The following is a 25,793-nucleotide window of genomic DNA, read 5'->3' on the forward strand; positions in this document are numbered from 1 at the left end:
GAACCGGTGGGTTCGTCACGTGGAAGCAGTCGGGACAATCACCAACGACCGCTCGATTCGGTTGGACATCGTCCAACCGGGCCCAGCTCCTAGAGCCAGTTGTTCTTGTGGAACGTCCGCCACAGTCCGATACAGACGCACAACACGACCGCGACCATCAAGTGGTAGCCGTACGTCCAGTGCAGCTCGGGCATGTTGTCGAAGTTCATCCCGTAGATGCCCGCGACCATCGTCGGCACAGCGGCGATCGCCACCCACGACGAGATCTTGCGCATGTCCAGGTTCTGCTGCATCGTCACTCGCGCCAGCGCCGCGTCGACCAGTGAGCTGAGCACCTCGTCGTACTCGGAGATGCGTTCGGCGACCGTCGTGTGGTGGTCCTGCACGTCGCGCAGATACCGTCGCACGGCCTTCGGGACGCTCGGCTCCTGCACCAGACGCGCTAATGGCGTCGACAGAGGCGTCACCGATCGGCGAAGCTCGACGACCTCCCGCTTGAGGAGGTAGATGTTCTCGATGGGCACGTGGTGATGCGGCGAGAACACTTCCTCCTCCATGCCGTCGACGTCTCGCTCGATCGAGTCGGTCACCGCGAGGTACTCGTCGACGACGTGGTCGGCCACCGCGTGCAGGACCGCCGACGGGCCGAGGGCGAGTTGTTCGGGGTTCGCTTCGAGGCGCTGACGCACGCCGGCCAACCCCGAATGCTCTCCGTGCCGGACGGTGATGACGAAGTCACGGCCGACCATCACCATGATCTCGCCGCTCTCGACGATCTCGTTGGCGGTCGTCACCGACTCGTGCTCGACGTACTTCACCGTGCGCAGCACCAGGAACGCGACGTCGTCGTAGCGCTCGAGCTTGGGCCGCTGATGGGCGTGGACGGTGTCCTCGACCATCAGCTCGTGCAGGCCGTAGCACTGGGCGATCGCGCTCATCTGGTGCTCGTCGGGTGCGTGCAGACCGACCCACACGAATCCCTCGCCGCGGGCACGCACCTCTGCGATGGCCGAGGTGTGAGTGAATCTGCCGGGAAGTCGAGCACCGTCGACGTAGACCGCGCAGTCGACGATCGCGCGGGCCGTGGGCACCGGAATCCGCGGTGTCGGCTCGGGACCGGCCTTGGCCGATCGTCGATGCAGTGACGGCAGCGACGGGCGTGGTGGAAGGGACGGCATGGCGGGCAATCGTACGCCAGCAAAACGACGAGAGAGTGGGCCTGGAACACTGTGCAGGTGCTCATCGATCTCCACACCCACTCGACGGCGTCCGACGGCACCGACAGCCCGACCGAGCTGGTCCACGCCGCAGCCGAGGCAGGACTGTCGGTGGTGGCTCTGACCGACCACGACACCACCTCGGGGTGGGACGAAGCGGCCTCGGCACTGCCGCCCGGTCTCACGCTCGTGCGCGGCATGGAACTTTCCTGCACCGGGCGAGGCGAGGACGGCGAGCCGGTTCCGGTGCACCTGCTCGCGTATCTGTTCGATCCCGCGAACGAGGCGTTCGCGGGCGAGCGCGCTCGGTTGCGCGGCGAGCGGGTCACTCGATTGCGTGCCATTGCCCAGAAGATGGCGGCGGACGGTCTGCCCATCGACCCCGACGCGGTGCTGGCCTCGGCCGGAGACGCTGCCGGACGACCGCACCTGGGCCGCGCGCTGATCGACGCCGGCTACGTTCCGAACATGGATGCCGCGTTCGCCGGTCCGTTGGCGACGAGCGGCAAGTACTACGTCGAGAAGGTCGACACCCCCCTCGAGGTCGCGGTGGACATGATCGCCGCGGCAGGCGGTGTCAGTGTGCTCGCGCACGCCAGAGCTCGTGCCCGCGGTCGCATCCTCGACCTCGATCACATTCGCGAACTTGCAGCGCGCGGTCTCGGGGGAGTGGAAGTGCACCACATGGACCACTCGCCGCAGGACACCGCGGTGATGGCCGATCTCGCCGCCGAACTGGACCTGATCGTCACCGGATCCTCGGACTACCACGGCACCAACAAGACGGTGAAGCTGGGCGAATACACCACGGCCCCAGAACAATACGACCGTCTGATTGCGGCGGCACTCCCATGACATTCGACGTGACGCTCTACCTGACGGTGTTGATCACCCTGTTCGTCATCATGGACCCACCGGGCGCGATCCCGGTGTTCCTGTCACTGGTGGGCCGCAAGAGCAAAGAAGCACGCAACAAGGCCGCGTGGCAGGCACCCGCGGTCTCGCTGACCGTCATCTCGGTGTTCGCGATCGGCGGTCAGGCGATCCTGAGCTACTTGCACATCGGCATCCCGGCACTGCAGGGCGCAGGCGGGTTGCTGCTGCTGCTCATCGCGTTGTCGCTGCTCACCGGAAAGGGTGCGGGCGGCGACACCGCCGCGGAGGACGTGAACGTGGCACTCGTGCCGCTGGGGACTCCGCTGATGGCCGGCCCCGGTGCCATTGCCGCGGTGATCGTCTACGTCAGTCAGGCCGACGGTGACGTCGGTTCGTTCCTGGCAATTGCGTTGGGCATCATCACCATTCACGTTCTGTTCTTCCTGGTGCTGCGATTCTCGACGGCGCTGATCCGGCTCCTCGGGGAGGGCGGGATCTCGCTGTTGGCGCGCATCGCAGGTCTGTTGCTCGCCGCCATCGCGGTGCAGTTGGTCGCGGATTCGGTTCGCGGATTCGTGGCCGGCGGATGACCGGGGCGTCGTACGGGCTCCGATTCCTGCGCGGGCTCAGCGGCATCGTCACAGCGGGACTGGTGGTGCTCGCCATCGGCGTCGCCGTCACGCAGTATCTGGGCCACTCCCGCGGCTTCCCCGGTCCGGGCGGTGTCTCGGTCGCCGCGCACATCGTCGCCGCGGGCGTGGCCGTGTTCGCGCAGCGCAGCGCATCGCCGATCACCGTCGCGGTTTCTCGGCTGTTCTCGGGGCGATCGTGGTCTTCGTCGTCACCGGCCTCGTCCTGTGGACACAATGGTGGCAGTAGAAGCCGTGGTGGCATAAATCTGCCCGCTCTCGACTCTGTGGTCAGGTGGGGTGGCGATGTGGCACACTGGGGCACCGACAGGGCTACAGCCCATCGCTGATCGTGCAGGCACACCCGCCTCACATGCGAGACACGCTCTCGGCAGTTTGCAGCCAGCACTGGCGCACTCCGACGGCCCTCATTTCCACCACTCACTTCGTTGACATTTCGTCGCCTTGCTGGTCGAGGTCGACAGTGCGAGGAGCTTTCACCGTGACGGCAGTCGAAGACACCGCAGCAACACACACCGCACCGGCAGGGCCGGCAGCGATCACCGCCGAGGAGATCTTCGCCGGGCACCTCGGCGGCAAGCTGTCGGTCGAGTTGGCAGCGCCGCTCGACACACAGCGCGATCTCTCGATCGCCTACACCCCAGGAGTGGCCCAGGTCAGCCGCGCCATCGCCGCCGATCCCGCGCTGGCCAAGCGATACACCTGGACCGATCGCCTCGTCGCCGTCATCTCCGACGGCTCCGCAGTGCTCGGCCTGGGCGACATCGGTCCTCGCGCGTCGTTGCCGGTGATGGAGGGCAAGGCCGCACTGTTCAAGAAGTTCGCGGGCCTCGACTCCATCCCGATCGTGCTCGACACCAACGACGTCGACGAGATCGTCGACACCATCGTGCGGTTGCGCCACAGCTTCGGTGCCGTCAACCTCGAGGACATCTCGGCGCCGCGCTGTTTCGAGATCGAACGCCGCGTCATCGAGGCGCTCGAGTGCCCGGTCATGCACGACGACCAACACGGCACCGCAATTGTCGTCCTCGCCGCGCTCAACGGGGCCGCGAAGGTGCAGGGCCGCAACACTTCCGAACTGAAGGTCGTCATCTCCGGAGCCGGGGCAGCAGGTGTGGCGTGCGCCAACATGCTCCTTCTGGCCGGCATCCGGGACGTGGTAGTGCTGGACTCGAAGGGGATCGTCTCCTCCGATCGCCTGGATCTCACCGGCGTCAAGACCGATCTCGCTGCGCGTACCAACCCCCGTGCGCTGGCAGGCGGAGCCGCCGACGCCCTGGCTGGAGCCGACGTGTTCCTCGGTCTGTCCGCGGGCAGGATCGACGAGAGCTACATCGCTTCGATGGCCGCGGACTCCATCGTGTTCGCGCTGTCCAACCCGGATCCGGAGATCCATCCGGAGGTGGCGAGGAAGTACGCCGCCATCGTCGCGACCGGACGCAGTGACTTCCCGAACCAGATCAACAATGTTCTCGCCTTCCCCGGTGTGTTCAAGGGCGCGCTCGACGCAGGTGCCCGTCGCATCACCGAAGGCATGAAGCTCGCCGCTGCCGAGGCAATCCTCTCGGTTCTCGGCGACGAGTTGGCTGCGGACAAAATCGTGCCCAGCCCACTCGATCCTCGTGTCGCCCCGGCCGTTGCGGACGCAGTTGCGGCAGCAGCGCGAGCCGAGGGCGTCGCGTAGGAAAACGGAAAGAAAACACCGGCGAACCCGGCCCCCACCCGGGCCTGTGGTTCGCCGGTGTCTTTCGTCGTAGGTCGAGTCAGACTTTCGCGAGTCCGGTCGGCATCCGCCGCAGGCGACCGGTACCCGGAACGGACGTCCACACCGCGAGGGCGAGAAGGCCGTCGACGATCAGGGTCAGCAGAGCCACCAGGATCGCGCCGACCAGAACGCGGCCGTAGTCGTAGAGCGCGAGTCCGTCGAAGATGTAGCGGCCGAGCCCACCGAGGTTGACGTAGGCCGCGATGGTCGCAGTGGCGATGATCTGCAGTGTGGTGTTACGCAACCCGCCGAGGATCAGTGGCAGCGCGTTGGGAATCTCGACCCGAAACAGCACTTGGGTTTCGGTCATCCCCATCGCCCGGGCGGCGTCGACGACGTTGGCGTCGACGTTGGCGATACCGGAGTACGTGCCTGCCAACAGCGGAGGAATGCCGAGCAGCACCAACGCGATGATCGGTGGGACCAGACCCAATCCGATCACCAGAACCAGAAACACGAGAATGCCGAGGGTCGGCAGCGACCGCAGCGCGTTGACGAGCCCGACGATGACGGCCTCACCGCGGCGCAGGTGACCGATGAGCAGACCGACCGGAACCGCGACGGCAGCCGAGAGCAACACTGCCAACAGGCTGTACCACATGTGTTCGGTCAGTCGAGTGCCGATTCCTGTGGGACCGGCCCAGTTTCCGCCGTCGAGAATGTACGAGAACGCCTCGGAGAAGAGATTCATGCGCGTGCCTTCTTCTTCGACGAGCCCGTGCTCAGCCGCGTCCACGGAGTGAGTCGACGGCCCAGCAGGTACAGGGCCGCGTCGAAGATCAACGCCAGGAACACGATCGAGATGATGCCCGCGAAGATCTGGTCGGGATAGTCGCGCTGGTAGCCCTGGGTGAACAGCTGGCCGAGACCGCCGATACCGATGACCGAGCCGACCGACACCAGCGAGATGTTCGTGACCGCCACGACTCTGATGTTGGCGATCAGCACCGGAAGCGCCAGTGGCAGTTCGACGGTCACTGCTCGCCGCAGCGACGAATAGCCCATCGCCTCGGCGGAATCGACCACGGCGAACGGTACCGAATCGAGTGCCTCGGGCACCGCGCGCACCAGTAGCGCGGTCGAGTACACCGCAAGGGCGATCACGACGTTCAACGGATCGAGCACCGGTAGTCCGACCACCGCGGGGATGGTGACGAACAGCGCGAGCGAGGGAAGGGTGAACGCAATACTGGCCACCGTCAACGTGATTCGACGAACCCAGCGAGTGTTTCGAATGACGGTGCCCAGCGGGATGGCAATGAGCAACCCGGCCAGCAACGGGACGAGCGAGAGATACAGGTGCGTCTTCGTGTAGCCGAGAACCACATCGAAGTTGTCCAGCAGCCAGGTCACTGTTCGGTGTCCCCGCTGGCGAGGAAGTGGTGCCGGTTGCGCTCGGAGTCCTCTGACTTACGTTGTGCAGCAAGGTGTTCGAGGATCTCCGCGCCGTCGACGCTACCCACGGCCGCTCCGGCCGAATCGACCGCGACACCGATCCCCGAGGGCGAGGAGATCGCCGCGTCGAGTGCCTGACGCAGATCGCCACCCTCGAGGAACAGCGAGCCGCCCGCTGCCGTGCTGTCGTCGATGCTCCGGCCGTCGCGCACCTTCTCGACTCCGGTCGCGTCGATCCACCCGAGTGGACGGCGCTGCTCGTCGACGACGAGGACCCACTGACCCTGGTCCAGTCGGAGGCCGTGGATCTCGTCCTCCGTCGCCGTGTGGATCGGGTGCATGGTCACCGCCTGTGCCGACCGAAACGACAGTCCACGGTAGCCGCGATCGCGGCCGACGAACGACGCCACGAAAGACGTTGCCGGGGCGGCGAGTACGGTCTCCGGCTTGTCGTACTGCTGCAATCGGCCCTGGGGTCCGAAAACCGCGATGCGATCGCCGAGCCGGACGGCTTCGTCGATGTCGTGGGTGACGAAGACGATCGTCTTCTTCAGATCGGCCTGCAGTCGCAGCATCTCGATCTGAAGTTCTTCACGAACCACCGGGTCCACCGCGCTGAAGGGCTCGTCCATCAGCAGGATCGGCGGGTCGGCGGCCAGCGCCCGGGCCACGCCCACTCGCTGTTGCTGCCCGCCGGACAGTTGCGCCGGGTAGCGCGAGGCGAATGCCGGGTCGAGGCCGACGCGCTCGAGGACGTCGAGTGCAGCCTTGCGCGCAGCGCGACGTGATTCGCCGTTGAGTACCGGCACCGTGGCGACGTTGTCGACGACGGTGCGGTGCGGCAACAACCCGGCACTCTGAATGACGTACCCGATGCCGCGGCGCAACTTCACCGCGTCGATGTCCGCGATGTTGCGACCGTCGACCGTGATCACGCCCGAGGTGGGCGTGATCATGCGGTTGATCATTCGCATCGACGTGGTCTTGCCGCAGCCGGACGGCCCCACGAACACGGTGAACGAGTGTGGCTCGATCACCAGGTCCAGAGAGTCGACGGCCGTGGTGCCGTCCGGATACGTCTTGTTGACCTGCTCGAAAGTGATCATCAGCTGACCGGCTGATCCAGACCCTTGTCCTGGACCCACGCGGCTGCCGCTGCTGCGGGCTCGACCTTCTCGTCGCCCGAGACCGAGGTGTTCAGCGCGATCAGCTCCTCGGTGGTGATCTGTGCCGATACCGCGTCGAGAACCTGGGTGAGCTTGTCGGACTGCTTGGCCGTACGCAGCACCGGAATGATGTTCTGGGCAGCGAAATTGTTCTCCGGGTCCTCGAGGACGACAAGATCGTTCTGTGCGATCGAGGGCGCGGTGGTGAAGATGTCCGCCGCGACGACCTGTCCGGAGACGAGTGCCTCGACCGTGGCCGGGCCGCCGCCGTCGGAGATCGGAATGTAGTTGCCGGGTGAGATGTCCAGGCCGTACTTGTCACGCAGACCGGGCAGGCCGCCGACGCGTTCCTGGAATTCCGGGGTACCGGCGAAGGTCACCTCGGACGAGAACGGGGCGAGGTCGCCGATGGTGGTGAGGTTGCGCTCGGTGGCGGTCTGGCGAGTGACGACGACGGCGTCCTTGTCCTCGCCCGGTGCCTGCGCCGTCACGGTGAGGTCGTCGCCCAGTGCAGCAGGCAATGCGGCCAGGACGTCCTCGGAGGACGTGGCGGTCGCGGATTCGTCCAAGTACTGCAGCAGGTTGCCGGTGTAATCGGGGATCAGGTCGATAGACCCGTCTCGCACTGCGGGAATGTAGGCCTCACGGCTGCCGATGTTGAGCTTGGTGCTCACCTCGAAACCGTTGGCGCGCAGGGCCTCGGCGTAGATGTTCGCCACGGTCTCGGACTCGGGGAAGTTGGCCGAGCCGATGATGATCGAGTTGGTGTCGCTGTTGCTCTCGCCGCCCCCGCTGGACAGTGGATCCGAATTTCCGCCGCAGGCGGTCAGAGCGGTGACCGAGAGAGCGACTGCGGCCACGGCGGCCACTGCCCTCGGAGCGGAGAACGCGCGCGTGATTCGGGAGGTGGTCATGGTGTCCTTCCATCGGTTCGGGCACAGTCCTACCCATCTCCTGTCGACCCCACCCGCGCTGCGGGGACATCGAAGGAACCAGGACTCGGGCTGCTCGGGATGGTAGTCGAAACCAGCGTGCCCATAAGGTTGGTTCGACTACCGTCTCGTTCGCACTAGTGCCCCGCGGCCGAGATCGGTAAACCACCCGGGCAGTGAACAGGAGAAAATGACAGTGCGACCGTCGGTTCTGGCAGCGGCCCTGGTGATGTCGATCGCTGGACTGGTCGGTGGTTGCAGTGCCGGCGCGTCGACCGACCCTGCTGCCGTGCCCGTCGTCGTCGGAGCGGGCAGCTCGGATCTTTCGCGGCTGCTCGCGCAGATCTACGCCGGGGGACTGCGGTCTACGGGAGCGGACGTCCAGGTGAAGGAAGACCTGGGAGATCGGGCCGACTACCTCGCGGCGCTGGACCGCGGTGAGGTGACGATGGTTCCCGACCTGACCGGAGAGCTGTTGCGCACGTTCGACACTCTGTCGGCAGCAACCGAGGCAGAGGACGTGTACACCGAACTGAACCGCTCGCTGCCTGCCGGGTTGTCGGTGGGGGACTACGCCACCGCCGAGGATCGACTTGCCATTGCGGTGGCTCCTGGCACGTCGGCAGCCGACGGGGAAACGGTGACGGACTTTCTGCGTCGAAACGAAGCAACGGTGGGGACGGTCGAGGGGCAGGTACATCCGACGGACGTGATCTCGGAAGGCGTGGGGAGTCCCTCCTTCACCGGGGCCGGTTTCTCCGAGTTCATGGTGTACCCGGACGCACAGTTCGCGGTCGACGACCTGAATTCCGGTGCGGTGGCCGCGCTCGCGATTCGCACCGCGTCGTTCGGCCCGTCGGCGAAGGATCTGACCACGCTGCCCGACGACGATCATGTGTATCCGGCGCAGAACGTGGTTCCGCTCTACGTCGACGGAGTGCTCAGCGAGAGCGCGCTGAGGTCGTTCTCGGTGGTGGCGGGGGAGCTGACGACTGCGGACCTCGCCGACATGATCGGCGAGGTCCGCAGTGGTGTTCCGTCAGGCGAGGTCGCCGGCCGCTGGCTCGGTGAGCGCAACCTGTGACACTGTGCTCGTCTGCGTTGCCCTGACCTTGCGGCCCAGGTACGAGCCCATGTGATGGACGGCCTGGGCCGCCTCCCGCAGGATCGATGCCTGTAGATGGGCCACGTGCCAGAGCTTCTTGTATTCCACGTGTTCGAGCTCGACACCCGACAGTCGCAGCTTGTCCGCGAACGCGGTGATCTGCGCGTACAGCACCTCGTCGGTACCGACGTGCATGACGATCGGTGGCAACCCGTCCAGATTTCCCAACAGTGGGGCGAAACCCTGGTCCAGTGGGTCGCCCGCGCCCAGATAGGCGTCGGCCGAGCTGTACGACCACCCGGTGTTGACCACGAGATCGCGGTCCTTGGCGGCGTCGCGCGCACCGGGATCGACCCACGGCGAGATCAGGCCGAGGGCGGCCGGGCTGGTGCCGTCGTCCACCAGACGTCGGGCGGTGGCCACCGTCAGACCTCCACCCGCCGAATCGCCTGCGATGGCGATGCGGTCCGCAGTGAATCCGTGCACTCGGACCAGCTCGCGGAACGCCGCCACGGCATCGTCCAGACCTGCCGGGTACGGATTCTCCGGGGCCAACCGGTAATCGAGCACGTAGACCGCGCTGGCCGATTCCCGGGCCAGATGTGCGGCCAGTGACCGATGCGTGTTGATCGAACCGATCGTGTACGCGCCGCCGTGCAGGTACAGAATCGCGGTGTCGCGTTCGGTCGCCCCGACGGTGATGCGCTCTGCCCGACGCCCGGCGAGCGTCAACTTCTGCGCGACGGTTCCGTGCGGGAGCGTCTGCAGCGGAGCCCCGGCTTCGAGGATCAGCCGCTGCGTGCGGAACGAGAAGCGCGAATTCAGCGCGACGCGATAGAACGGCTTCAGAGCGGCCGCGACGATCGGCAAGGGAACGTAGAAGGACTTCACGATGCGACCCGCCTACTTCTTGGAGCGTGGCATGGCACGCTTGGACACTGCGGCGATCAGGCCTTGGTATCGCGAACCGGTGATGCGCTGCAGCAGATCGAGCGCAATGGCGTCGGACCCGATGAGCACCCGGCCCTTGCCCTTCTCGACGCCCTTGAGGATGGTCTTCGCCGCGTCGATCGGGGTGGTCTTGGCGAGCTTGCTGTCGAAGAACTTGGCCACGTCGGCCTGATCGAAGTTCTCCGCGACGGTGGCGTTGCGGGCGATGGCGGTCTTGATGCCACCGGGGTGCACCACGGTCACCTTCACCGGAGCCTTGGCGATCAGCATCTCCATCCGCAACGATTCGCTGAACCCGCGGACGGCGAACTTCGCCGCGTTGTACGCGGACTGCGACGGCATTGCCAACAGGCCGAAGAGGCTGGAGATGTTGATGATGTGTCCGTCGCCGGAGGCCTGGATGTGCGGCAGAAATGCCTTGGTGCCGTTGACGACTCCCCAGAAGTCGACGTCGACGATGCGCTCGATGTCCTTGAACGAGGATTTTTCGACGTCACCGTGGTATGCGATACCGGCGTTGTTGTAGATCTGGTTGACCTTGCCGAAATGCGCGACGACGGCCTCGGCGTAATCCAGCACGGTCTCGCGCTGGGAAACGTCCAAGAAATCCGATTTGACCTCGGCACCCAACGCCTCGACCCGTCGAACGGTCTCGTCGAGTCCGGCGGTGTCGACGTCGGACAGAGCCAACTTCGCTCCGCGTCCGGCCAGTTCGAGGGCCAGCGCGCGGCCGATTCCCGAGCCCGCGCCGGTGACGACGGCCACCTTGCCTGTGAATGTGCTCATCGTGCGGACACCTTGTCTGTGTTGTTGCCGGCGGAGTTGTTCGCCGACGATCCGGAGGGCAGGTCTGCGGTAGCGACGCTACGGTACGCATCGAGATCGAAGTTCCTGGTGATTCGGCGGAACTCGAAGGTGAAGCCCGGCCACAGCGTCGTGTTGTTGCCGTGCTTGTCGAGGTACCAGCTGGCGCACCCGCCGTTCATCCAGACGCTCTTGGCCAGCTGATCCTGCAGCGTCACGTTGTACTCGTCCTGCACGTCCTTGCGCACCTCGATGGTGCCGATGTCGTGCTTGTCGATCGTGTTCAACGCATCGACCAGGTAGTTGATCTGCGACTCGATCATGAACACCATCGACGTGTGGCCCAGACCGGTGTTGGGGCCCACCAGGAAGAACATGTTGGGGAAGTTCGCGACCGCCGCGCCCTTGTAACCCTGCTGTCCACCGTCCTCGAAGGTTTGGGCCAATGTGCGGCCGTCCTTGCCGGTGATGCCGTGGTACGCGGGGGAGTCGGTGACGTGGAACCCGGTGGCGACGACGAGCGCATCGATCGGGCGCTCGGTGCCGTCCTTGGTGACGATCGATCCTTCGCGCACCTCGGCGATGCCGTCGGTGACGAGGTCGACGTTGCTCTGAGCGAGTGCCGGGTAGTACGCGTTCGAGATCAACATGCGCTTGCAGCCGATGCGGAAGTTCGGGGTGACCTTGGCGCGCAGCGCCTTGTCCTTGATCTGGGTGCGCAGGTGATTCTCCGACGCCCACTGCAGCGGCTTCATGAAGGCCGGGGCCTTGGCCAATCCGACGACCTGGGTCTCGCGCATCGCGTAGATGCCGGTGCGGGAGAGGCGCTGGAAACCGGGAACGTGCTTGAAGGCGAAGCGTTCGAGCTTGGTGTACGGGCGGTCCGCGCGGGGCAGGATCCACGGCGCGGTGCGCTGGTACACGTCCAGGTGCTCCACCTGGCCTGCGATGGCGGGCACGATCTGGATCGCCGACGCGCCGGTCCCGATGACGGCGACGCGCTTGCCTGCGAGCGAGACGTCGTGATTCCACTGAGCCGAATGGAAGACGTCGCCCTTGAAGTCGTGAATTCCCTTGATGTCGGGCAGGTTCGGCTCACACAGCGCGCCGACGGCCGAGACGACGATCTTGGCGGTGTAGTTGCCGGTGGTGGTCTCGACATCCCAGCGGCTCGTCTCGGCGTTCCAGCGTGCCGAGGTCACATCCGTACCGAACACGTGCTTGTCCATGACGCCGTACTTACGCGCAACCCCGGCGATGTACTTCTGGATCTCGGGCTGCGTGGAGAACGAGCGCGTCCAGTCCGGGTTCAGCGCGAACGAGTAGGAGTACAGGTGCGACGGCACGTCGCAGGCGGCACCGGGGTAGGTGTTGTCGCGCCAGGTGCCGCCGACGTCGTGGCCGCGTTCGATGACGACGAAGTCCTTCTTGCCTGCCTTCGTCAGCTTGATCGCGGCACCGAGGCCGGCGAATCCGCTGCCGATGATCAGCGTATCGACGTGACGCGGCGTCGTTGCACGGTCCGAAGTATCTGTTACGGGAAGACTCATGTAGGGGAGCGTAGAAGCTTATTGAGTGTGAGTCAATAGTTATTGACTAACATTCAGTAGGGTGGTTGCATGGCGTTCGTGAACAGCCCCGGCACATCGACAACGAAGAGGACCAGACTCAGTCCGCAGCAACGACGAGCGCAACTGATCGACCTCGGCACCGAGATGCTCGCCGACCGCCCCCTCGAACAGATCTCCGTCGAGGACATCGCAGACCAAGCAGGCGTCTCCCGAGGGCTTCTGTTCCACTACTTCGCCTCCAAGCAGGAATTCCACCTCGAGATCGTGCGTGAATCCTCGCGCGTCATGCTCGAGCGCACCGCACCCGATCCGTCGCTGCCACCGTACGAGATTCTGCGCGATTCCATCGCGAACTACGTCGATTACGTCACCGACAAGCGGCAGATGTACGTCTCGCTCCTGCGCGGCACCCCCAGTGGCGACCCACAGATGCGCGCGCTGTTCGAGGACACCCGCTCGGCCATGGCCGAGCGGGTGTCCTCGAACAGCGCGCGCATCTGTGGGTCGCCACTGGGGGTGCCGCGCAGGAGCGAGACGTACATCTGCCGCTTGTCGGTGACGTAATCGACGTAGTTCGCGATGGAATCGCGCAGAATCTCGTACGGTGGCAGCGACGGATCGGGTGCGGTGCGCTCGAGCATGACGCGCGAGGATTCACGCACGATCTCGAGGTGGAATTCCTGCTTGGAGGCGAAGTAGTGGAACAGAAGCCCTCGGGAGACGCCTGCTTGGTCTGCGATGTCCTCGACGGAGATCTGTTCGAGGGGGCGGTCGGCGAGCATCTCGGTGCCGAGGTCGATCAGTTGCGCTCGTCGTTGCTGCGGACTGAGTCTGGTCCTCTTCGTTGTCGATGTGCCGGGGCTGTTCACGAACGCCATGCAACCACCCTACTGAATGTTAGTCAATAACTATTGACTCACACTCAATAAGCTTCTACGCTCCCCTACATGAGTCTTCCCGTAACAGATACTTCGGACCGTGCAACGACGCCGCGTCACGTCGATACGCTGATCATCGGCAGCGGATTCGCCGGCCTCGGTGCCGCGATCAAGCTGACGAAGGCAGGCAAGAAGGACTTCGTCGTCATCGAACGCGGCCACGACGTCGGCGGCACCTGGCGCGACAACACCTACCCCGGTGCCGCCTGCGACGTGCCGTCGCACCTGTACTCCTACTCGTTCGCGCTGAACCCGGACTGGACGCGCTCGTTCTCCACGCAGCCCGAGATCCAGAAGTACATCGCCGGGGTTGCGCGTAAGTACGGCGTCATGGACAAGCACGTGTTCGGTACGGATGTGACCTCGGCACGCTGGAACGCCGAGACGAGCCGCTGGGATGTCGAGACCACCACCGGCAACTACACCGCCAAGATCGTCGTCTCGGCCGTCGGCGCGCTGTGTGAGCCGAACCTGCCCGACATCAAGGGAATTCACGACTTCAAGGGCGACGTCTTCCATTCGGCTCAGTGGAATCACGACGTCTCGCTCGCAGGCAAGCGCGTCGCCGTCATCGGGACCGGCGCGTCGGCGATCCAGATCGTGCCCGCCATCGCAGGCCAGGTGGAGCACCTGGACGTGTACCAGCGCACCGCGCCGTGGATCCTGCCCCGCGCGGACCGCCCGTACACCAAGCTCGAACGCTTCGCCTTCAAGCACGTTCCCGGTTTCCAGCGCCTCTCCCGCACCGGCATCTACGCGATGCGCGAGACCCAGGTCGTCGGATTGGCCAAGGCCCCGGCCTTCATGAAGCCGCTGCAGTGGGCGTCGGAGAATCACCTGCGCACCCAGATCAAGGACAAGGCGCTGCGCGCCAAGGTCACCCCGAACTTCCGCATCGGCTGCAAGCGCATGTTGATCTCGAACGCGTACTACCCGGCACTCGCTCAGAGCAACGTCGACCTCGTCACCGACGGCATCGCCGAGGTGCGCGAAGGATCGATCGTCACCAAGGACGGCACCGAGCGCCCGATCGATGCGCTCGTCGTCGCCACCGGGTTCCACGTCACCGACTCCCCCGCGTACCACGGCATCACCGGCAAGGACGGCCGCACATTGGCCCAAACCTTCGAGGACGGTGGACAGCAGGGTTACAAGGGCGCGGCGGTCGCGAACTTCCCCAACATGTTCTTCCTGGTGGGCCCCAACACCGGTCTGGGCCACACGTCGATGGTGTTCATGATCGAGTCGCAGATCAACTACCTGGTCGATGCGTTGAACACGATCGACAAGCACGACATCGGCACCATCGAGGTGCGCAAGGACGTGCAGGACGAGTACAACGTGACGCTGCAGGATCAGCTGGCCAAGAGCGTCTGGATGAACGGCGGGTGCGCCAGCTGGTACCTCGACAAGCACGGCAACAACACGACGCTGTGGCCGGGCTTCACCTTCGAGTTCCGCCGAATCACCAGGAACTTCGATCTCGATGCGTACCGTAGCGTCGCTACCGCAGACCTGCCCTCCGGATCGTCGGCGAACAACTCCGCCGGCAACAACACAGACAAGGTGTCCGCACGATGAGCACATTCACAGGCAAGGTGGCCGTCGTCACCGGCGCGGGCTCGGGAATCGGCCGCGCGCTGGCCCTCGAACTGGCCGGACGCGGAGCGAAGTTGGCTCTGTCCGACGTCGACACCGCCGGACTCGACGAGACCGTTCGACGGGTCGAGGCGTTGGGTGCCGAGGTCAAATCGGATTTCTTGGACGTTTCCCAGCGCGAGACCGTGCTGGATTACGCCGAGGCCGTCGTCGCGCATTTCGGCAAGGTCAACCAGATCTACAACAACGCCGGTATCGCATACCACGGTGACGTCGAAAAATCCTCGTTCAAGGACATCGAGCGCATCGTCGACGTCGACTTCTGGGGAGTCGTCAACGGCACCAAGGCATTTCTGCCGCACATCCAGGCCTCCGGCGACGGACACATCATCAACATCTCCAGCCTCTTCGGCCTGTTGGCAATGCCGTCGCAGTCCGCGTACAACGCGGCGAAGTTCGCCGTCCGCGGGTTCAGCGAATCGTTGCGGATGGAGATGCTGATCGCCAAGGCTCCGGTGAAGGTGACCGTGGTGCACCCCGGTGGCATCAAGACCGCCATCGCCCGCAACGCCACCGTCGCGGAGAACTTCGATCAGGCCGACGTGGCCAAGTTCTTCGACAGCAAGCTCGCCAAGACCACCCCGATCGACGCGGCGAAGACCATCCTCAAGGGCGTCGAGAAGGGCAAGGGCCGGGTGCTCATCGGGTCCGACGCCATTGCGCTCGATCTGCTGCAGCGCATCACCGGTTCGCGATACCAAGGCCTGATCGCCGCAGTGTCCAAGCGTGCCATGCCACGCTCCAAGAAGTAGGCGGGTCGCATCGTGAAGTCCTTCTACGTTCCCTTGCCGATCGTCGCGGCCGCTCTGAAGCCGTTCTATCGCGTCGCGCTGAATTCGCGCTTCTCGTTCCGCACGCAGCGGCTGATCCTCGAAGCCGGGGCTCCGCTGCAGACGCTCCCGCACGGAACCGTCGCGCAGAAGTTGACGCTCGCCGGGCGTCGGGCAGAGCGCATCACCGTCGGGGCGACCGAACGCGACACCGCGATTCTGTACCTGCACGGCGGCGCGTACACGATCGGTTCGATCAACACGCATCGGTCACTGGCCGCACATCTGGCCCGGGAATCGGCCAGCGCGGTCTACGTGCTCGATTACCGGTTGGCCCCGGAGAATCCGTACCCGGCAGGTCTGGACGATGCCGTGGCGGCGTTCCGCGAGCTGGTCCGAGTGCACGGATTCACTGCGGACCGCATCGCCATCGCAGGCGATTCGGCGGGTGGAGGTCTGACGGTGGCCACCGCCCGACGTCTGGTGGACGACGGCACCAGCCCGGCCGCCCTCGGCCTGATCTCGCCGTGGGTCGATCCCGGTGCGCGCGACGCCGCCAAGGACCGCGATCTCGTGGTCAACACCGGGTGGTCGTACAGCTCGGCCGACGCCTATCTGGGCGCGGGCGACCCACTGGACCAGGGTTTCGCCCCACTGTTGGGAAATCTGGACGGGTTGCCACCGATCGTCATGCACGTCGGTACCGACGAGGTGCTGTACGCGCAGATCACCGCGTTCGCGGACAAGCTGCGACTGTCGGGTGTCGAGCTCGAACACGTGGAATACAAGAAGCTCTGGCACGTGGCCCATCTACAGGCATCGATCCTGCGGGAGGCGGCCCAGGCCGTCCATCACATGGGCTCGTACCTGGGCCGCAAGGTCAGGGCAACGCAGACGAGCACAGTGTCACAGGTTGCGCTCACCGAGCCAGCGGCCGGCGACCTCGCCTGACGGAACACCACTGCGGACCTCGCCGATCATGTCGGCGAGGTCCGCAGTCGTCAGCTCCCCCGCCACCACCGAGAACGACCTCAGCGCGCTCTCGCTGAGCACTCCGTCGACGTAGAGCGGAACCACGTTCTGCGCCGGATACACATGATCGTCGTCGGGCAGCGTGGTCAGATCCTTCGCCGACGGGCCGAACGACGCGGTGCGAATCGCGAGCGCGGCCACCGCACCGGAATTCAGGTCGTCGACCGCGAACTGTGCGTCCGGGTACACCATGAACTCGGAGAAACCGGCCCCGGTGAAGGAGGGACTCCCCACGCCTTCCGAGATCACGTCCGTCGGATGTACCTGCCCCTCGACCGTCCCCACCGTTGCTTCGTTTCGACGCAGAAAGTCCGTCACCGTTTCCCCGTCGGCTGCCGACGTGCCAGGAGCCACCGCAATGGCAAGTCGATCCTCGGCGGTGGCGTAGTCCCCCACCGACAACCCGGCAGGCAGCGAGCGGTTCAGTTCGGTGTACACGTCCTCTGCCTCGGTTGCTGCCGACAGAGTGTCGAACGTGCGCAACAGCTCTCCGGTCAGGTCGGGAACCATCGTCACCTCACCGCGGTCCAGCGCCGCGAGGTAGTCGGCCCGATCTCCCAGGTCTTCCTTCACCTGGACGTCCGCTCCCGTAGACCGCAGTCCCCCGGCGTAGATCTGCGCGAGCAGCCGCGAAAGATCCGAGCTGCCCGCTCCGACGACGACGGGCACGGCAGCAGGGTCGGTCGACGCGCCGGCACTGCAACCACCGACCAGTCCAGCGATCGACATCACCAGGGCCGCTGCCAGAACCGACGGTCGCACTGTCATTTTCTCCTGTTCACTGCCCGGGTGGTTTACCGATCTCGGCCGCGGGGCACTAGTGCGAACGAGACGGTAGTCGAACCAACCTTATGGGCACGCTGGTTTCGACTACCATCCCGAGCAGCCCGAGTCCTGGTTCCTTCGATGTCCCCGCAGCGCGGGTGGGGTCGACAGGAGATGGGTAGGACTGTGCCCGAACCGATGGAAGGACACCATGACCACCTCCCGAATCACGCGCGCGTTCTCCGCTCCGAGGGCAGTGGCCGCCGTGGCCGCAGTCGCTCTCTCGGTCACCGCTCTGACCGCCTGCGGCGGAAATTCGGATCCACTGTCCAGCGGGGGCGGCGAGAGCAACAGCGACACCAACTCGATCATCATCGGCTCGGCCAACTTCCCCGAGTCCGAGACCGTGGCGAACATCTACGCCGAGGCCCTGCGCGCCAACGGTTTCGAGGTGAGCACCAAGCTCAACATCGGCAGCCGTGAGGCCTACATTCCCGCAGTGCGAGACGGGTCTATCGACCTGATCCCCGATTACACCGGCAACCTGCTGCAGTACTTGGACGAATCCGCGACCGCCACGTCCTCCGAGGACGTCCTGGCCGCATTGCCTGCTGCACTGGGCGACGACCTCACCGTGACGGCGCAGGCACCGGGCGAGGACAAGGACGCCGTCGTCGTCACTCGCCAGACCGCCACCGAGCGCAACCTCACCACCATCGGCGACCTCGCCCCGTTCTCGTCCGAGGTGACCTTCGCCGGTACCCCGGAATTCCAGGAACGCGTCGGCGGCCTGCCCGGTCTGCGTGACAAGTACGGCCTGGACATCTCACCCGGCAACTACATTCCGATCTCCGACGGCGGCGGCCCGGCCACGGTCGAGGCACTCGTCTCCGGACAGGTCGTCGCGGCGGACATCTTCACCACCGCGCCCTCGATCGCACAGAACGATCTTGTCGTCCTCGAGGACCCGGAGAACAATTTCGCTGCCCAGAACATCATTCCGGTGCTGCGTACGGCCAAGCAGTCCGACAAGCTCACCCAGGTTCTCGACGCGGTATCGGCACAGATCACCACCGAGGAGCTGATCGCGCTGAACACCTCGGTCTCGGGCGACGAGAAGGTCGAGCCCGCAGCAGCGGCAGCCGCGTGGGTCCAGGACAAGGGTCTGGATCAGCCGGTCAGCTGATGATCACTTTCGAGCAGGTCAACAAGACGTATCCGGACGGCACCACGGCCGTCGACTCTCTGGACCTGGTGATCGAGCCACACTCGTTCACCGTGTTCGTGGGGCCGTCCGGCTGCGGCAAGACCACGTCGATGCGAATGATCAACCGCATGATCACGCCCACCTCGGGCGTGATCACGGTCGACGGTCGCAACATCGCGGACATCGACGCGGTGAAGTTGCGCCGCGGCATCGGGTACGTCATTCAGAGTGCCGGGTTGTTGCCGCACCGCACCGTCGTCGACAACGTCGCCACGGTGCCGGTACTCAACGGCGAATCACGTCGCGCTGCGCGCAAGGCTGCACTCGACGTCCTCGAGCGCGTCGGCCTCGACCCGGCATTCGCCTCGCGCTACCCGGCGCAACTGTCCGGCGGGCAGCAACAGCGAGTGGGCGTGGCCCGGGCGCTGGCCGCCGACCCGCCGATCCTGCTGATGGACGAGCCCTTCAGCGCGGTGGACCCGGTGGTTCGTGAAGAACTTCAGATCGAGATGCTGCGACTGCAGGCCGATCTGAAGAAGACGATCGTCTTCGTCACCCACGACATCGACGAAGCCGTCCGGCTCGGCGATCGCATCGCGGTTTTCGGACCCCAGGGCCGATTGCAGCAGTACGACAAGCCGGAGACCGTACTCGCCGCCCCGGCAACGTCTTTCGTGGCGTCGTTCGTCGGCCGCGATCGCGGCTACCGTGGACTGTCGTTTCGGTCGGCACAGGCGGTGACCATGCACCCGATCCACACGGCGACGGAGGACGAGATCCACGGCCTCCGACTGGACCAGGGTCAGTGGGTCCTCGTCGTCGACGAGCAGCGCCGTCCACTCGGGTGGATCGACGCGACCGGAGTCGAGAAGGTGCGCGACGGCCGGAGCATCGACGACAGCACGGCAGCGGGCGGCTCGCTGTTCCTCGAGGGTGGCGATCTGCGTCAGGCACTCGACGCGGCGATCTCCTCGCCCTCGGGGATCGGTGTCGCGGTCGATTCGGCCGGAGCGGCCGTGGGTAGCGTCGACGGCGCGGAGATCCTCGAACACCTTGCTGCACAACGTAAGTCAGAGGACTCCGAGCGCAACCGGCACCACTTCCTCGCCAGCGGGGACACCGAACAGTGACCTGGCTGCTGGACAACTTCGATGTGGTTCTCGGCTACACGAAGACGCACCTGTATCTCTCGCTCGTCCCGTTGCTGGCCGGGTTGCTCATTGCCATCCCGCTGGGCACCGTCATTCGAAACACTCGCTGGGTTCGTCGAATCACGTTGACGGTGGCCAGTATTGCGTTCACCCTTCCCTCGCTCGCGCTGTTCGTCACCATCCCCGCGGTGGTCGGACTACCGGTGCTCGATCCGTTGAACGTCGTGATCGCCCTTGCGGTGTACTCGACCGCGCTACTGGTGCGCGCGGTGCCCGAGGCACTCGATTCGGTACCGTTCGCCGTGGTCGATTCCGCCGAGGCGATGGGCTATTCGTCGCTGCGGCGAGCAGTGACCGTCGAACTGCCACTGGCGCTTCCGGTGCTGATCGCCAACATCAGAGTCGTGGCGGTCACGAACATCTCGCTGGTGTCGGTCGGCTCGGTCATCGGTATCGGCGGTCTCGGCCAGCTGTTCACCCAGGGCTACCAGCGCGACTATCCCGACCAGATCTTCGCGGGCATCATCTCGATCGTGTTCCTGGCGTTGATCTTCGACGCGGCCCTGTACCTGCTGGGCCGTCGACTCACTCCGTGGACGCGGCTGAGCACGGGCTCGTCGAAGAAGAAGGCACGCGCATGAATCTCTTCTCCGAGGCGTTCTCGTACATTCTCGACGGCGGAAACTGGGCCGGTCCCACAGGAATCGGCACTCGACTGACCGAACACATGTGGTACAGCCTGTTGGCAGTGTTGCTCTCGGCTGCCGTCGCGGTTCCGGTCGGTCTGCTCATCGGTCACCTGCGCCGCGGTGAGGCCGTCATCGTCGGGCTCGTCAACGCGCTGCGGTCGCTGCCGACCCTCGGCATTCTCGTGTTTCTGGTTCTGGTGATCGGATTGGGTCTGGTCCCACCGATCATCGCGTTGGTGCTGCTCGGCATTCCTCCGCTGTTGGCAGGCACGTACTCCGGTATCGCCAACGTCGACGCCAACGTCGTCGACGCCGCCCGGGCGATGGGGATGACCGAAACCCAAGTGCTGTTTCGGGTCGAGATTCCCAACGCGCTGCCACTGATCCTCGGCGGGTTGCGTAACACCACACTGCAGATCATCGCCACTGCGACCATCGCGGCCTACGTCAACCTCGGTGGGCTCGGCCGCTACATCTTCGACGGACTCGCGCTCTACGACTACGGCCGCGTTCTGGTCGGCGCGATCCTGGTGGCTCTGCTGACCCTGATCGTCGACGGCCTTCTCGCCCTCGCGGTGTGGACGTCCGTTCCGGGTACCGGTCGCCTGCGGCGGATGCCGACCGGACTCGCGAAAGTCTGACTCGACCTACGACGAAAGACACCGGCGAACCACAGGCCCGGGTGGGGGCCGGGTTCGCCGGTGTTTTCTTTCCGTTTTCCTACGCGACGCCCTCGGCTCGCGCTGCTGCCGCAACTGCGTCCGCAACGGCCGGGGCGACACGAGGATCGAGTGGGCTGGGCACGATTTTGTCCGCAGCCAACTCGTCGCCGAGAACCGAGAGGATTGCCTCGGCAGCGGCGAGCTTCATGCCTTCGGTGATGCGACGGGCACCTGCGTCGAGCGCGCCCTTGAACACACCGGGGAAGGCGAGAACATTGTTGATCTGGTTCGGGAAGTCACTGCGTCCGGTCGCGACGATGGCGGCGTACTTCCTCGCCACCTCCGGATGGATCTCCGGATCCGGGTTGGACAGCGCGAACACGATGGAGTCCGCGGCCATCGAAGCGATGTAGCTCTCGTCGATCCTGCCCGCGGACAGACCGAGGAACACGTCGGCTCCAGCCAGGGCGTCGGCGGCTCCGCCTGCCAGCGCACGGGGGTTGGTACGCGCAGCGAGATCGGTCTTGACGCCGGTGAGATCCAGGCGATCGGAGGAGACGATCCCCTTCGAGTCCAGCACTACCACGTCCCGGATGCCGGCCAGAAGGAGCATGTTGGCGCACGCCACACCTGCTGCCCCGGCTCCGGAGATGACGACCTTCAGTTCGGAAGTGTTGCGGCCCTGCACCTTCGCGGCCCCGTTGAGCGCGGCGAGGACGACAATTGCGGTGCCGTGTTGGTCGTCGTGCATGACCGGGCACTCGAGCGCCTCGATGACGCGGCGTTCGATCTCGAAACAGCGCGGCGCCGAGATGTCCTCGAGGTTGACGGCACCGAAGCTGTGGCGCAACCGCACGATGGTGTCGACGATCTCGTCGACGTCGTTGGTGTCGAGCACGATCGGGATGGAGTCGAGGCCCGCGAACTTCTTGAACAGTGCGGCCTTGCCCTCCATCACCGGCAACGACGCGCGAGGACCGATGTCGCCCAGGCCGAGCACTGCGGAGCCGTCGGAGATGACGGCGACGAGGCGATCGGTCCAGGTGTATCGCTTGGCCAGCGCGGGATCGGCGGCGATGGCGCGGCTGACCTGGGCCACTCCTGGGGTGTAGGCGATCGAGAGATCGCGCTGTGTGTCGAGCGGCGCTGCCAACTCGACCGACAGCTTGCCGCCGAGGTGCCCGGCGAAGATCTCCTCGGCGGTGATCGCTGCCGGCCCTGCCGGTGCGGTGTGTGTTGCTGCGGTGTCTTCGACTGCCGTCACGGTGAAAGCTCCTCGCACTGTCGACCTCGACCAGCAAGGCGACGAAATGTCAACGAAGTGAGTGGTGGAAATGAGGGCCGTCGGAGTGCGCCAGTGCTGGCTGCAAACTGCCGAGAGCGTGTCTCGCATGTGAGGCGGGTGTGCCTGCACGATCAGCGATGGGCTGTAGCCCTGTCGGTGCCCCAGTGTGCCACATCGCCACCCCACCTGACCACAGAGTCGAGAGCGGGCAGATTTATGCCACCACGGCTTCTACTGCCACCATTGTGTCCACAGGACGAGGCCGGTGACGACGAAGACCACGATCGCCCCGAGAACAGCCGAGAAACCGCGACGGTGATCGGCGATGCGCTGCGCTGCGCGAACACGGCCACGCCCGCGGCGACGATGTGCGCGGCGACCGAGACACCGCCCGGACCGGGGAAGCCGCGGGAGTGGCCCAGATACTGCGTGACGGCGACGCCGATGGCGAGCACCACCAGTCCCGCTGTGACGATGCCGCTGAGCCCGCGCAGGAATCGGAGCCCGTACGACGCCCCGGTCATCCGCCGGCCACGAATCCGCGAACCGAATCCGCGACCAACTGCACCGCGATGGCGGCGAGCAACAGACCTGCGATGCGCGCCAACAGCGAGATCCCGCCCTCCCCGAGGAGCCGGATCAGCGCCGTCGAGAATCGCAGCACCAGGAAGAACAGAACGTGAATGGTGATGATGCCCAACGCAATTGCCAGGAACGAACCGACGTCACCGTCGGCCTGACTGACGTAGACGATCACCGCGGCAATGGCACCGGGGCCGGCCATCAGCGGAGTCCCCAGCGGCACGAGTGCCACGTTCACGTCCTCCGCGGCGGTGTCGCCGCCCGCACCCTTTCCGGTGAGCAGCGACAACGCGATGAGCAGCAGCAGCAACCCGCCTGCGCCCTGCAGTGCCGGGATGCCGATGTGCAAGTAGCTCAGGATCGCCTGACCGCCGATCGCGAACACCGAGATGACGGTCAGCGAGACCGCGGGTGCCTGCCACGCGGCCTTGTTGCGTGCTTCTTTGCTCTTGCGGCCCACCAGTGACAGGAACACCGGGATCGCGCCCGGTGGGTCCATGATGACGAACAGGGTGATCAACACCGTCAGGTAGAGCGTCACGTCGAATGTCATGGGAGTGCCGCCGCAATCAGACGGTCGTATTGTTCTGGGGCCGTGGTGTATTCGCCCAGCTTCACCGTCTTGTTGGTGCCGTGGTAGTCCGAGGATCCGGTGACGATCAGGTCCAGTTCGGCGGCGAGATCGGCCATCACCGCGGTGTCCTGCGGCGAGTGGTCCATGTGGTGCACTTCCACTCCCCCGAGACCGCGCGCTGCAAGTTCGCGAATGTGATCGAGGTCGAGGATGCGACCGCGGGCACGAGCTCTGGCGTGCGCGAGCACACTGACACCGCCTGCCGCGGCGATCATGTCCACCGCGACCTCGAGGGGGGTGTCGACCTTCTCGACGTAGTACTTGCCGCTCGTCGCCAACGGACCGGCGAACGCGGCATCCATGTTCGGAACGTAGCCGGCGTCGATCAGCGCGCGGCCCAGGTGCGGTCGTCCGGCAGCGTCTCCGGCCGAGGCCAGCACCGCGTCGGGGTCGATGGGCAGACCGTCCGCCGCCATCTTCTGGGCAATGGCACGCAATCGAGTGACCCGCTCGCCGCGCAACCGAGCGCGCTCGCCCGCGAACGCCTCGTTCGCGGGATCGAACAGATACGCGAGCAGGTGCACCGGAACCGGCTCGCCGTCCTCGCCTCGCCCGGTGCAGGAAAGTTCCATGCCGCGCACGAGCGTGAGACCGGGCGGCAGTGCCGAGGCCGCTTCGTCCCACCCCGAGGTGGTGTCGTGGTCGGTCAGAGCCACCACCGACAGTCCTGCCTCGGCTGCGGCGTGGACCAGCTCGGTCGGGCTGTCGGTGCCGTCGGACGCCGTCGAGTGGGTGTGGAGATCGATGAGCACCTGCACAGTGTTCCAGGCCCACTCTCTCGTCGTTTTGCTGGCGTACGATTGCCCGCCATGCCGTCCCTTCCACCACGCCCGTCGCTGCCGTCACTGCATCGACGATCGGCCAAGGCCGGTCCCGAGCCGACACCGCGGATTCCGGTGCCCACGGCCCGCGCGATCGTCGACTGCGCGGTCTACGTCGACGGTGCTCGACTTCCCGGCAGATTCACTCACACCTCGGCCATCGCAGAGGTGCGTGCCCGCGGCGAGGGATTCGTGTGGGTCGGTCTGCACGCACCCGACGAGCACCAGATGAGCGCGATCGCCCAGTGCTACGGCCTGCACGAGCTGATGGTCGAGGACACCGTCCACGCCCATCAGCGGCCCAAGCTCGAGCGCTACGACGACGTCGCGTTCCTGGTGCTGCGCACGGTGAAGTACGTCGAGCACGAGTCGGTGACGACCGCCAACGAGATCGTCGAGAGCGGCGAGATCATGGTGATGGTCGGCCGTGACTTCGTCATCACCGTCCGGCACGGAGAGCATTCGGGGTTGGCCGGCGTGCGTCAGCGCCTCGAAGCGAACCCCGAACAACTCGCCCTCGGCCCGTCGGCGGTCCTGCACGCGGTGGCCGACCACGTCGTCGACGAGTACCTCGCGGTGACCGACTCGATCGAGCGAGACGTCGACGGCATGGAGGAGGAAGTGTTCTCGCCGCATCACCACGTGCCCATCGAGAACATCTACCTCCTCAAGCGGGAGGTCGTCGAGCTTCGCCGATCGGTGACGCCTCTGTCGACGCCATTAGCGCGTCTGGTGCAGGAGCCGAGCGTCCCGAAGGCCGTGCGACGGTATCTGCGCGACGTGCAGGACCACCACACGACGGTCGCCGAACGCATCTCCGAGTACGACGAGGTGCTCAGCTCACTGGTCGACGCGGCGCTGGCGCGAGTGACGATGCAGCAGAACCTGGACATGCGCAAGATCTCGTCGTGGGTGGCGATCGCCGCTGTGCCGACGATGGTCGCGGGCATCTACGGGATGAACTTCGACAACATGCCCGAGCTGCACTGGACGTACGGCTACCACTTGATGGTCGCGGTCGTGTTGTGCGTCTGTATCGGACTGTGGCGGACGTTCCACAAGAACAACTGGCTCTAGGAGCTGGGCCCGGTTGGACGATGTCCAACCGAATCGAGCGGTCGTTGGTGATTGTCCCGACTGCTTCCACGTGACGAACCCACCGG

The 25,793-nt window shown here is 65.4% G+C and carries 27 protein-coding genes and 1 pseudogene; 14 read left to right on the forward strand and 14 right to left on the reverse strand.

Going from position 1 to position 25,793, the window contains the following annotated elements; translation table 11 throughout:
• Positions 1-89 precede the first annotated feature (89 nt).
• Positions 90-1,178 carry a magnesium and cobalt transport protein CorA gene (locus CH302_RS03555; RefSeq protein ID WP_037191578.1) on the reverse strand — a complete coding sequence of 363 codons (1,089 nt, stop codon included), beginning with the start codon at positions 1,176-1,178 and terminating at the stop codon, positions 90-92.
• Between the two features lie 57 nt (positions 1,179-1,235).
• Between CH302_RS03555 and CH302_RS03560 the strand changes: the two genes are divergently transcribed.
• From CH302_RS03560 to CH302_RS03575, 4 genes are all read left to right on the forward strand, one after another.
• Positions 1,236-2,072: a PHP domain-containing protein gene (locus CH302_RS03560; protein ID WP_037191700.1), complete on the forward strand. Its 837-nt coding sequence runs from the start codon at positions 1,236-1,238 to the stop codon at positions 2,070-2,072.
• Positions 2,069-2,683, forward strand: a complete 615-nt coding sequence (locus CH302_RS03565; RefSeq protein WP_037191581.1) for a MarC family protein — start codon at positions 2,069-2,071, stop codon at positions 2,681-2,683. Before CH302_RS03560 ends, CH302_RS03565 begins: the two co-directional genes overlap by 4 nt.
• Positions 2,680-3,072 carry a hypothetical protein gene (locus tag CH302_RS03570; RefSeq protein WP_255137323.1) on the forward strand — a complete coding sequence of 131 codons (393 nt, stop codon included), beginning with the start codon at positions 2,680-2,682 and terminating at the stop codon, positions 3,070-3,072. The genes CH302_RS03565 and CH302_RS03570 overlap by 4 nt, the downstream gene beginning before the upstream one ends.
• A gap of 152 nt (positions 3,073-3,224) precedes the next feature.
• Complete coding sequence (locus tag CH302_RS03575; protein WP_037191583.1) at positions 3,225-4,430, forward strand: NAD(P)-dependent malic enzyme; 1,206 nt, start codon at positions 3,225-3,227, stop codon at positions 4,428-4,430.
• A gap of 79 nt (positions 4,431-4,509) precedes the next feature.
• Here the strand turns inward: CH302_RS03575 and CH302_RS03580 are convergent, their stop codons facing one another.
• Genes CH302_RS03580 through CH302_RS03595 form a run of 4 tightly spaced genes read right to left on the reverse strand, consistent with a single transcriptional unit; the run spans position 4,510 to position 7,986 of the window.
• Positions 4,510-5,202: an ABC transporter permease gene (locus CH302_RS03580; RefSeq protein ID WP_037191584.1), complete on the reverse strand. Its 693-nt coding sequence runs from the start codon at positions 5,200-5,202 to the stop codon at positions 4,510-4,512.
• Positions 5,199-5,864 carry an ABC transporter permease gene (locus CH302_RS03585; protein WP_037191586.1) on the reverse strand — a complete coding sequence of 222 codons (666 nt, stop codon included), beginning with the start codon at positions 5,862-5,864 and terminating at the stop codon, positions 5,199-5,201. Before CH302_RS03585 ends, CH302_RS03580 begins: the two co-directional genes overlap by 4 nt.
• Positions 5,861-7,012, reverse strand: coding sequence for an ABC transporter ATP-binding protein (locus CH302_RS03590; RefSeq protein ID WP_037191588.1), 1,152 nt, complete (start codon positions 7,010-7,012; stop codon positions 5,861-5,863). The genes CH302_RS03585 and CH302_RS03590 overlap by 4 nt, the downstream gene beginning before the upstream one ends.
• Positions 7,012-7,986, reverse strand: a complete 975-nt coding sequence (locus tag CH302_RS03595; RefSeq protein WP_052047742.1) for an ABC transporter substrate-binding protein — start codon at positions 7,984-7,986, stop codon at positions 7,012-7,014. The genes CH302_RS03590 and CH302_RS03595 overlap by 1 nt, the downstream gene beginning before the upstream one ends.
• Positions 7,987-8,194: 208 nt before the next feature.
• Here CH302_RS03595 and CH302_RS03600 point away from each other — a divergent pair, with 208 nt between their 5' ends.
• A complete protein-coding gene (locus CH302_RS03600) occupies positions 8,195-9,088 on the forward strand; it encodes a glycine betaine ABC transporter substrate-binding protein (protein ID WP_037191589.1) in 894 nt (297 codons plus the stop codon).
• Here the strand turns inward: CH302_RS03600 and CH302_RS03605 are convergent.
• The 3 genes from CH302_RS03605 to CH302_RS03615 are packed head-to-tail and all read right to left on the reverse strand — an operon-like array spanning position 9,044 to position 12,414.
• Positions 9,044-10,000, reverse strand: a complete 957-nt coding sequence (locus CH302_RS03605; protein WP_037191596.1) for an alpha/beta hydrolase — start codon at positions 9,998-10,000, stop codon at positions 9,044-9,046. The genes CH302_RS03600 and CH302_RS03605 overlap by 45 nt on opposite strands.
• Positions 10,001-10,012: 12 nt before the next feature.
• The gene (locus CH302_RS03610) at positions 10,013-10,846 is read right to left on the reverse strand and encodes an SDR family NAD(P)-dependent oxidoreductase (protein WP_037191598.1); all 834 of its coding nucleotides are present in this window, start codon (positions 10,844-10,846) and stop codon (positions 10,013-10,015) included.
• Positions 10,843-12,414, reverse strand: a complete 1,572-nt coding sequence (locus tag CH302_RS03615) for a flavin-containing monooxygenase (protein ID WP_037191600.1) — start codon at positions 12,412-12,414, stop codon at positions 10,843-10,845. The genes CH302_RS03610 and CH302_RS03615 overlap by 4 nt, the downstream gene beginning before the upstream one ends.
• Before the next feature lie 69 nt (positions 12,415-12,483).
• Here CH302_RS03615 and CH302_RS30965 point away from each other — a divergent pair.
• Positions 12,484-12,681: pseudogene (locus CH302_RS30965) on the forward strand (TetR/AcrR family transcriptional regulator); the annotation flags it as partial.
• Between the two features lie 116 nt (positions 12,682-12,797).
• Here CH302_RS30965 and CH302_RS03625 read toward each other — a convergent pair.
• Positions 12,798-13,313, reverse strand: a complete 516-nt coding sequence (locus CH302_RS03625; protein WP_094649890.1) for a TetR/AcrR family transcriptional regulator — start codon at positions 13,311-13,313, stop codon at positions 12,798-12,800.
• 69 nt (positions 13,314-13,382) lie between these two features.
• On the opposite strand from CH302_RS03625, the gene CH302_RS03630 reads away from it, so the two are divergent.
• From CH302_RS03630 to CH302_RS03640, 3 genes are read left to right on the forward strand one after another with little or no spacing between them, the layout of a single operon-like run.
• Positions 13,383-14,954 (forward strand): flavin-containing monooxygenase, encoded by a 1,572-nt coding sequence (locus CH302_RS03630; RefSeq protein WP_037191600.1) that lies wholly within the window; start codon positions 13,383-13,385, stop codon positions 14,952-14,954.
• Positions 14,951-15,784: an SDR family NAD(P)-dependent oxidoreductase gene (locus CH302_RS03635; RefSeq protein WP_037191598.1), complete on the forward strand. Its 834-nt coding sequence runs from the start codon at positions 14,951-14,953 to the stop codon at positions 15,782-15,784. Before CH302_RS03630 ends, CH302_RS03635 begins: the two co-directional genes overlap by 4 nt.
• Before the next feature lie 12 nt (positions 15,785-15,796).
• The gene (locus CH302_RS03640) at positions 15,797-16,753 is read left to right on the forward strand and encodes an alpha/beta hydrolase (protein WP_037191596.1); all 957 of its coding nucleotides are present in this window, start codon (positions 15,797-15,799) and stop codon (positions 16,751-16,753) included.
• Here CH302_RS03640 and CH302_RS03645 read toward each other — a convergent pair.
• Positions 16,709-17,602 (reverse strand): glycine betaine ABC transporter substrate-binding protein, encoded by an 894-nt coding sequence (locus CH302_RS03645; RefSeq protein WP_037191589.1) that lies wholly within the window; start codon positions 17,600-17,602, stop codon positions 16,709-16,711. The genes CH302_RS03640 and CH302_RS03645 overlap by 45 nt on opposite strands.
• A gap of 208 nt (positions 17,603-17,810) precedes the next feature.
• Here CH302_RS03645 and CH302_RS03650 point away from each other — a divergent pair, with 208 nt between their 5' ends.
• The 4 genes from CH302_RS03650 to CH302_RS03665 are packed head-to-tail and all read left to right on the forward strand — an operon-like array spanning position 17,811 to position 21,287.
• On the forward strand, positions 17,811-18,785 hold the full coding sequence (locus CH302_RS03650) for an ABC transporter substrate-binding protein (RefSeq protein ID WP_052047742.1): 975 nt from the start codon (positions 17,811-17,813) through the stop codon (positions 18,783-18,785).
• Entirely contained in the window at positions 18,785-19,936 is a 1,152-nt protein-coding gene (locus tag CH302_RS03655) for an ABC transporter ATP-binding protein (RefSeq protein WP_037191588.1), read from the forward strand. The genes CH302_RS03650 and CH302_RS03655 overlap by 1 nt, the downstream gene beginning before the upstream one ends.
• Positions 19,933-20,598, forward strand: coding sequence for an ABC transporter permease (locus tag CH302_RS03660; RefSeq protein WP_037191586.1), 666 nt, complete (start codon positions 19,933-19,935; stop codon positions 20,596-20,598). Before CH302_RS03655 ends, CH302_RS03660 begins: the two co-directional genes overlap by 4 nt.
• Positions 20,595-21,287 carry an ABC transporter permease gene (locus CH302_RS03665; RefSeq protein WP_037191584.1) on the forward strand — a complete coding sequence of 231 codons (693 nt, stop codon included), beginning with the start codon at positions 20,595-20,597 and terminating at the stop codon, positions 21,285-21,287. The genes CH302_RS03660 and CH302_RS03665 overlap by 4 nt, the downstream gene beginning before the upstream one ends.
• A 79-nt stretch (positions 21,288-21,366) precedes the next feature.
• Here the strand turns inward: CH302_RS03665 and CH302_RS03670 are convergent, their stop codons facing one another.
• From CH302_RS03670 to CH302_RS03685, 4 genes are all read right to left on the reverse strand, one after another.
• Positions 21,367-22,572: an NAD(P)-dependent malic enzyme gene (locus tag CH302_RS03670; protein ID WP_037191583.1), complete on the reverse strand. Its 1,206-nt coding sequence runs from the start codon at positions 22,570-22,572 to the stop codon at positions 21,367-21,369.
• 152 nt (positions 22,573-22,724) lie between these two features.
• The gene (locus tag CH302_RS03675) at positions 22,725-23,117 is read right to left on the reverse strand and encodes a hypothetical protein (protein WP_255137323.1); all 393 of its coding nucleotides are present in this window, start codon (positions 23,115-23,117) and stop codon (positions 22,725-22,727) included.
• Complete coding sequence (locus CH302_RS03680) at positions 23,114-23,728, reverse strand: MarC family protein (RefSeq protein ID WP_037191581.1); 615 nt, start codon at positions 23,726-23,728, stop codon at positions 23,114-23,116. Before CH302_RS03680 ends, CH302_RS03675 begins: the two co-directional genes overlap by 4 nt.
• Positions 23,725-24,561, reverse strand: a complete 837-nt coding sequence (locus tag CH302_RS03685) for a PHP domain-containing protein (RefSeq protein ID WP_037191700.1) — start codon at positions 24,559-24,561, stop codon at positions 23,725-23,727. Before CH302_RS03685 ends, CH302_RS03680 begins: the two co-directional genes overlap by 4 nt.
• A 57-nt stretch (positions 24,562-24,618) precedes the next feature.
• On the opposite strand from CH302_RS03685, the gene CH302_RS03690 reads away from it, so the two are divergent.
• Entirely contained in the window at positions 24,619-25,707 is a 1,089-nt protein-coding gene (locus CH302_RS03690; RefSeq protein ID WP_037191578.1) for a magnesium and cobalt transport protein CorA, read from the forward strand.
• The last annotated feature ends 86 nt before the right edge of the window (positions 25,708-25,793 follow it).

Source organism: Rhodococcus sp. 15-2388-1-1a, from assembly GCF_002259145.1.
In the GTDB taxonomy this organism is placed as follows: Bacteria; Actinomycetota; Actinomycetes; order Mycobacteriales; family Mycobacteriaceae; genus Rhodococcoides.

Coding starts and splice junctions, on each gene's coding strand:
- CH302_RS03675 (WP_255137323.1), bottom strand. CDS start 23,117: ATGACCGGGGCGTCGTACGGGCTCCGATTCCTGCGCGGGCTCAGCGGC.
- CH302_RS03665 (WP_037191584.1), top strand. CDS start 20,595: ATGAATCTCTTCTCCGAGGCGTTCTCGTACATTCTCGACGGCGGAAAC.
- CH302_RS03645 (WP_037191589.1), bottom strand. CDS start 17,602: ATGACAGTGCGACCGTCGGTTCTGGCAGCGGCCCTGGTGATGTCGATC.
- CH302_RS03690 (WP_037191578.1), top strand. CDS start 24,619: ATGCCGTCCCTTCCACCACGCCCGTCGCTGCCGTCACTGCATCGACGA.
- CH302_RS03680 (WP_037191581.1), bottom strand. CDS start 23,728: ATGACATTCGACGTGACGCTCTACCTGACGGTGTTGATCACCCTGTTC.
- CH302_RS03590 (WP_037191588.1), bottom strand. CDS start 7,012: ATGATCACTTTCGAGCAGGTCAACAAGACGTATCCGGACGGCACCACG.
- CH302_RS03595 (WP_052047742.1), bottom strand. CDS start 7,986: ATGACCACCTCCCGAATCACGCGCGCGTTCTCCGCTCCGAGGGCAGTG.
- CH302_RS03655 (WP_037191588.1), top strand. CDS start 18,785: ATGATCACTTTCGAGCAGGTCAACAAGACGTATCCGGACGGCACCACG.
- CH302_RS03580 (WP_037191584.1), bottom strand. CDS start 5,202: ATGAATCTCTTCTCCGAGGCGTTCTCGTACATTCTCGACGGCGGAAAC.
- CH302_RS03565 (WP_037191581.1), top strand. CDS start 2,069: ATGACATTCGACGTGACGCTCTACCTGACGGTGTTGATCACCCTGTTC.
- CH302_RS03555 (WP_037191578.1), bottom strand. CDS start 1,178: ATGCCGTCCCTTCCACCACGCCCGTCGCTGCCGTCACTGCATCGACGA.
- CH302_RS03615 (WP_037191600.1), bottom strand. CDS start 12,414: ATGAGTCTTCCCGTAACAGATACTTCGGACCGTGCAACGACGCCGCGT.
- CH302_RS03600 (WP_037191589.1), top strand. CDS start 8,195: ATGACAGTGCGACCGTCGGTTCTGGCAGCGGCCCTGGTGATGTCGATC.
- CH302_RS03610 (WP_037191598.1), bottom strand. CDS start 10,846: ATGAGCACATTCACAGGCAAGGTGGCCGTCGTCACCGGCGCGGGCTCG.
- CH302_RS03570 (WP_255137323.1), top strand. CDS start 2,680: ATGACCGGGGCGTCGTACGGGCTCCGATTCCTGCGCGGGCTCAGCGGC.
- CH302_RS03625 (WP_094649890.1), bottom strand. CDS start 13,313: ATGGCGTTCGTGAACAGCCCCGGCACATCGACAACGAAGAGGACCAGA.
- CH302_RS03630 (WP_037191600.1), top strand. CDS start 13,383: ATGAGTCTTCCCGTAACAGATACTTCGGACCGTGCAACGACGCCGCGT.
- CH302_RS03635 (WP_037191598.1), top strand. CDS start 14,951: ATGAGCACATTCACAGGCAAGGTGGCCGTCGTCACCGGCGCGGGCTCG.
- CH302_RS03650 (WP_052047742.1), top strand. CDS start 17,811: ATGACCACCTCCCGAATCACGCGCGCGTTCTCCGCTCCGAGGGCAGTG.